The 6012-nt window shown below is 69.6% G+C and carries 8 protein-coding genes and 1 other RNA gene; 5 read left to right on the top strand and 4 right to left on the bottom strand.

Annotation, left to right across the window (positions count from 1 at the left end):
• Positions 1-152 (bottom strand): Flp family type IVb pilin (locus CH341_RS27155; RefSeq protein ID WP_111422081.1); only part of this gene is annotated, 152 nt, incomplete at its 3' end.
• Positions 153-492: 340 nt separating this feature from the next.
• Here CH341_RS27155 and CH341_RS27150 point away from each other — a divergent pair.
• The 3 genes from CH341_RS27150 (at position 493) to CH341_RS27140 (ending at position 2328) form a co-directional block, all read left to right on the top strand.
• A complete protein-coding gene (locus tag CH341_RS27150; protein ID WP_111422080.1) occupies positions 493-984 on the top strand; it encodes a pilus assembly protein N-terminal domain-containing protein in 492 nt (163 codons plus the stop codon).
• Positions 985-1160: 176 nt separating this feature from the next.
• On the top strand, positions 1161-1721 hold the full coding sequence (locus tag CH341_RS27145) for a TadE/TadG family type IV pilus assembly protein (RefSeq protein ID WP_111422079.1): 561 nt from the start codon (positions 1161-1163) through the stop codon (positions 1719-1721).
• A 7-nt stretch (positions 1722-1728) separates the two neighbouring features.
• A complete protein-coding gene (locus tag CH341_RS27140) occupies positions 1729-2328 on the top strand; it encodes a TadE/TadG family type IV pilus assembly protein (RefSeq protein ID WP_111422078.1) in 600 nt (199 codons plus the stop codon).
• Positions 2329-2486: 158 nt separating this feature from the next.
• Here CH341_RS27140 and CH341_RS27135 read toward each other — a convergent pair whose 3' ends face one another.
• From CH341_RS27135 to CH341_RS27125, 3 genes are read right to left on the bottom strand one after another with little or no spacing between them, the layout of a single operon-like run.
• A complete protein-coding gene (locus CH341_RS27135; RefSeq protein WP_111422077.1) occupies positions 2487-2957 on the bottom strand; it encodes an Lrp/AsnC family transcriptional regulator in 471 nt (156 codons plus the stop codon).
• Between the two features lie 45 nt (positions 2958-3002).
• Positions 3003-3962 (bottom strand): NAD(+) diphosphatase, encoded by a 960-nt coding sequence (nudC, locus tag CH341_RS27130; RefSeq protein WP_111422076.1) that lies wholly within the window; start codon positions 3960-3962, stop codon positions 3003-3005.
• 21 nt (positions 3963-3983) lie between these two features.
• Complete coding sequence (locus tag CH341_RS27125) at positions 3984-4415, bottom strand: HIT family protein (protein ID WP_111422075.1); 432 nt, start codon at positions 4413-4415, stop codon at positions 3984-3986.
• 94 nt (positions 4416-4509) lie between these two features.
• Here CH341_RS27125 and ffs point away from each other — a divergent pair.
• Together ffs and CH341_RS27115 are read left to right on the top strand one after the other, a co-directional pair.
• Positions 4510-4608: signal recognition particle sRNA small type (gene ffs / locus CH341_RS27120), an RNA gene on the top strand.
• Between the two features lie 41 nt (positions 4609-4649).
• On the top strand, positions 4650-6012 hold a 1363-nt coding region (locus CH341_RS27115; protein ID WP_111422074.1), incomplete at its 3' end, for a DNA polymerase III subunit gamma/tau.

Genomic DNA, 6012 nt, shown 5'->3' with positions numbered 1-6012 from the left:
GTCGAGATGTTCGTGAAGGTGTTCTTGAGCTGGCTGCCCAGCGAGTTCACGACCGCGATGATGGCGACCGAGATGCCGGCGGCGATGAGGCCGTACTCGATGGCGGTCGCACCGGACTCGTCCTTCACGAAACGCTTCACAAGGGTGTTCATGGTCCTGCTCCTGATTCCACGCATACTGTCTGAAGCTCGGGCTCGGACTGCCGTTGTGTCCCGGCTGCTCCGAACCATGGCGACAACTTAGCGCGCCCCCCTTGCGGGCCGGTTAATCCGGTCGCAGAAACCCGGGTGTTCCGCGATCCTTCCCGGCGTGGTTAACGCGGCCTTTCAAAAGCAGTGAAAATACGCGAGAAACCCCCGTAAAACCGGGCTCTTCCGCGCCTGCTGCCGGAACCCGTCATTGGTATTTCGTTCACCACTTCCGCCGCAAGGTCGAGACGTTCGCCACGGCCGTCTCACGGCCGCCGGACAAGGTGCTGTTTGGAGAGTTCCGATGACGTGTTCGTCGCGGCGATACCGGGCCGCTCTGGCTGGAGCCGCACTCTGTCTGATCGGCGGCGCGGCGGCCGCCGAGCCGTCGACGCCGTCCGAGCCGCTCGTCGTCGTCATGGATCAGGCCCGCCTGCTGCGGATGCCCGAGCACGTCTCCACCATCGTGGTCGGAAACCCGCTGATCGCCGACGTGTCCGTGCAGGCCGGCGGCCTGATGGTGATCACCGGCAAGGGTTACGGCGTGACCAATCTGATCGCGCTCGACCGCGCCGGCAAGGTGCTGATGAGCGAGGCCGTGCAGGTTCAGGGCCCGCCCGACGCCGTGGTGGTCTATCGCGGCATCCATCGCGAGTCCTACAGCTGCACGCCGGACTGCGACCGCCGTATCACGCTCGGCGACACGCCGGAGTTCTTCGACCAGACGCTCGGTCAGATCGGCATGCGCAACCAGCGCGCCCAGGCCGGCGGCGGCGGCTCGCCTCCGGCGCGCTGATCCGCGCGTCCGCCCGTCGCGCGGGTCTCCGCGTGGCCTTCGCCCGCCCCAGGGTTAACATCGCGTCAACGGAGGGGGCGGACGGGTGCTCGTCCGGTGCAAGGGTTTCACAACAGGCTTTTGCCTAAAATAGCTCGTTCGCGAGAGGTGCGCCCATGCTCCGACGATGCAGGGTGATGTTCGAGTCCACCCGAGCAGGATTGTCACGATTGGCGACGGGGCGCACGGTTCCCGTCTGGCTGCGGCGTTTCGTGCGCCGGCAGGACGGCGCCACCGCCATCGAGTTCGGCATCGTCCTGCTGCCCTTCCTGTCGATCCTGCTGATGACGATGGAAACGGCGCTGGTCTTCTTCGCCCAGCAGAACCTCGAGACGATCGCGGCCGATTCGGCACGCCTGATCATGACCGGCCAGGCCCAGAACGCGAGCTTCGACGCCGCCAAGTTCAAGTCCGCCGTGTGCGACCGCGTCGTCGCGCTGTTCAGCTGCTCGACCGGCATGTACGTGGACGTGCAGAAATACACGTCCTTCGCCTCGATCAGCAGCACCGTGACGCTGGATTCGAGCGGCAACCCGGTGACGAACTACAATCCGGGCGGCAAGAACGAGATCGTCGTCGTCCGCCTGATCTACAAATGGCCGATCGTCTCGCCGCTGACCCAGACCTATCTGGCCGACGCCGCCTCCACCACCCGCATGCTGGTCGCGACCGCCGCGTTCCGCAACGAACCGTTCTGAGGCTGCCATGCCGCACGCCCGCCCGCTGCTCTCCGTCGTCGCCCTGGGCCGCCGCCTGGCGCGGCCGCTCGACCGCTTCGCCCGCGACGAAGGCGGCGTCTCGGCGGTCGAGTTCGCGCTGCTCCTGCCCGTGATGCTGACGCTCTATCTCGGCGGCGTCGAGGTGACCCAGGCGGTCTCGATCGACCGCAAGGTGACGCTGGTGTCGCGCACCGTCGCCGACCTGGTCGCGCAGGCCACCACGGTCACCACCGCCGATCTCACCGACGTCCTCAAGGCGTCCTCGGCGGTCGCCGCGCCCTATTCGACGACGCCGCTCAAGGTCACGGTGACGAGCGTCACCATCGACACGTCCAAGAAGGCCACCGTGGTGTGGAGCGCGACGCTCGGCGGCACGGCGCGCAGCGCCGGCACCGACGTGACCACCCTGGTCCCGAGCGCGCTGCGCGATCCCTGCGCCACCGCGACCACGGCCTGCACCCTGATCTGGGGCGAGGCGACCTACGACTACAAGCCGGTGATCGGCTACGTGATGACCGGCACGCTGACCCTGCAGGACAAGATCTTCATGAAGCCGCGCATGACCAACGAGGTCACCAAGAGCTGAGCGCTTCTGTCATTCCGGGGCGCGGCGAAGCCGCGAACCCGGAATCCAGCGGAAAACTCCGAATTTTCGGCTGGATTCCGGGTTCGGCGCTGTGCGCCGCCCCGGAATGACCCCCGAATTGATCAGCCGGTCTCCAATCGCCTGTTTCGGTCCCACCCTCACCGCTGCAGCGGCACCTCGCCGATCGGCAGCACGGTCGTCGACTTGATGCGCTCCATGGCGAAGCGCGAGGTGACGTTCTTGAGCGGCACCGTGGCGATCAGCTGCTTGTAGAAGCGGTCGTAGGCGTGCATGTCGGCGACGACCACGCGCAGCATGTAGTCGACGTCGCCGGCCATCCGATAGAACTCCATCACCTGCGGCATCGCCCCGACCGTCTGGGCGAAACGGTCGAGCCACTCCTGCGAATGGTCGGCCGTCTCCACCGAGACGAACACGGTGACGCCGAGCCCGACCTTGTCGGGATCGACCAGCGCGACCCGGCGCGAGATGACGCCGGCCGCCTCCAGCTTCTGGATCCGCTTCCAGCACGGCGTCGAGGAGAGGCCGACCCGGTTGCCGATCTCCTGCACCGAGAGCGAGGCGTCCTCCTGCAGCAGAGCGAGGATCTTGCGGTCGATGGCATCCATGCGGGATGATCCCTGCGCGGCGGATCGGCGCGGGCCGGCGCCGGCTCACGCCGGCGTCCAGGCCTCCTCGACCCAGCCGCGAACGATGAAATTGGCGATGGCAATGGGGGGCGGCGCGGTCAGCCCGTCGGGATGGCGGCCCGCCAGCATGGCGGCGACCTCGTCGCGGGAGAACCAGCGCAGGTCCTCGAGCTCGGTGCGGTCGATCACCAGATCTGTGGTCAGCGCCTCGACGGTGCAGCCGATCATCAGCGACATCGGGAACGGCCAGGGCTGCGAGCCGACGTAGTGCACGCGCCCGCAGCGGATGCCGGCCTCCTCGAGGGTCTCGCGGCGCACCGCCTCCTCGATGTTCTCGCCCGGCTCGACGAAGCCGGCGAGGCACGACCACATGCTCGGCGCGAACCGCGCCTGGCGGCCGAGCAGGCAGCGGTCGCCGTCCACGGCCAGCATGATCACCACCGGATCGGTGCGTGGGAAATGCTCGGCTCCGCAGGACGGGCAGGAGCGGCGCCAGCCGGCCTGGTCGAGCCGCGAGGGCTGTCCGCACACCGAGCAGAAGCGGTGGCGGGCGTGCCACAGCAGCAGCGCCTTGGCCTCGGCGAGCGGGCCGAGATGCTCGGCCGCGACCAGCCCCTGCACGGCGATCGCGCGCAGATCCGTCACCAGCAGGTCGGGCCGGGCGGCGAGCTGCTCGGCCACCGCCGGATCGAGCCCCACTCCGAATCGGCCGGCCCGGCCGGAGGTCGCGGCGGCGTGGCCGAGCCAGACCTGCTCGCGCACCGGGCCGAGCGCGGCCGCCTCGGCGAGGCCGAACAGCGGGTCGGCCGGCGCGCCGCGCCGCATCACCACCAGCTCGCCCGCCGTCACATAGGCGCGGGCGGCCGGATCGGCCGTGAGGGCCGTCAGCCGGTCGGGGTCGTGGCGGACGAGGGGGTCGCGGTCGAGCGCGCTGCCCGTGTAGCCGAGCCGGGGACGATCGTCGGGATCAGGGGGGGTCAACATGGCGGCACTAAAAGCGGGCCCCTAGTCGGACGCAAGCCAAATCCGCTTCCGCAACGCGCGGATGAAGGCTTCGACCTCCTTGGGATCGTGGGCGAGCGGCGGCACCACGCCCCACACCGGGCGCGGCCAGGCGGCGTCGGTGGTGCGGCGGGCGATCAGGTGGACATGGAGCTGCGGCACCACGTTGCCGAGCGCCGCGACATTGAGCTTGTCGCATTCGGTGACGGCCTTGAGGGCCCGCCCGACCCGGGCGATCTCGGTCATCAGCTGGGCCTGCTCGACCTCGTCCAGGTCGATGATCTCGGCCACCCCGGTCCGTCGCGGCACCAGCAGCAGCCAGGGGTAGTTGGCGTCCTGGATCACCAGCACGCGGCAGAGCGGGAGATCGCCGATATTGATCGTGTCCTTGGCGAGCTGCGGGTGCAGCGACCAGGCGGCGGAGGAATCGGACATGGGTGACCAGCGGGCAGGGAATCGATGGGAGGACGGTACCATGCCGGGCCGCGAGGCGCTTGCAATCGGCCGCGGTCCCGTCGATATAGGGGGCGGGAGGTTGGCGGTGGACGAGCCACTCGCCAACCGGGTCAGGTCCGGAAGGAAGCAGCCCTAACGAGCCCCGGTTCGGGTCGCTTGTCAGCCTCCCACTGCTTTTCGTGTGTTCCGCTGCTGCGAGGCCCGGCCGAAGCGATGGACGACGCCGAGACAACCGGGCATGCGGCGACGGCGAGGCCGTCCGGGCCGGCCGCCTCCCCGGCGGCTCCGGAGTCCGCCGACGGCCTGTTCCCGGCCCCGTTCGCATCCTCCTCCTCCGCCCCGCTGTCCGAGCCCGCCGGCGCCTACCGGGTGCTGGCGCGAAAATACCGTCCATCCAGCTTCGAGGACCTGATCGGCCAGGACGCGATGGTGCGGACCATCTCGAACGCGTTCGAGACCGGCCGCATCCCCCAGGCCTGGATCCTCACCGGCGTGCGCGGGGTCGGCAAGACCACCACGGCCCGGATTCTCGCCCGCGCGCTCAACTACGCGCTGCCGGACGGCTCGATCGCCGGCCCGACCATCCATATGCCGACGCTCGGGCTGCACTGCGCCGCCATCATGGAGAGCCGGCATTTCGACGTGATCGAGATGGACGCGGCGTCCCACAACGGCGTCGACGACATCCGCCAGATCAACGACGCGATCCGCTACGCGCCGGTGTCGGCCCGCTACAAGGTGTACATCCTCGACGAGGTGCACATGCTCTCCACGGCGGCCTTCAACGCCGTGCTGAAGACCCTCGAGGAGCCGCCGCCGCACGCCAAGTTCGTGTTCGCGACGACCGAGATCCGCAAGGTCCCGATCACCGTCCTGTCGCGCTGCCAGCGCTTCGACCTGCGCCGGCTCGACGCCGACCTCCTCGGCACCCATCTCGGCAACATCGCCGCCAAGGAGAACGTGACGGTCGATCCCGACGCGCTGGTGCTGATCGCGCGGGCCGCCGAAGGCTCGGTGCGCGACGCCCTCTCGCTGCTCGACCAGGCGATCGCCCACGCCAATGGCGGCGCCGGCGGCACGGTCGACGCGACCGGCGTGCGCACCATGCTGGGGCTCGCCGACCGCAGCCGCGTCATCGACCTGTTCGAGACGCTGATGCGGGGCGACATCGCCGGCGCCCTCACCGAGCTGCGCGACCAGTACGACAGCGGCGCCGATCCGGTCACGGTCCTGGAGGATCTGGCCGAGCTCACCCATTTCGTCACCCGCGTGAAGGTGGTGCCGTCGGTCGCCGAGGACCGGGCGCTGTCGGAGGCGGAGCGCACCCGCGGGCGCGCCCTCGCCACGGCGCTGTCGATGCGGGTGCTGTCGCGGACCTGGCAGATGCTGCTCAAGGGCCTCGCCGAGGTCGGCGCGGCCGCCAAGCCGATCGCCGCCGCCGAGATGGTCTTGGTCCGCATCGCCTATGCGGCCGACCTGCCGACCCCGGACGAGGTGATCCGCTCGCTCGGCAGCTCCGCCGGCGGCGCCGAGGCCTCCGGACCGGGGGCCCCGGCCGGCGCCGGCGCCAATGGCG

Origin of the sequence: Rhodoplanes roseus, from assembly GCF_003258865.1 — a bacterium.
GTDB classification, from domain to species: Bacteria; Pseudomonadota; Alphaproteobacteria; order Rhizobiales; family Xanthobacteraceae; genus Rhodoplanes; species Rhodoplanes roseus.
The sequence above is the reverse complement of the archived record's forward strand: the minus strand, read 5'-3'. Positions and strand labels throughout refer to the sequence as shown.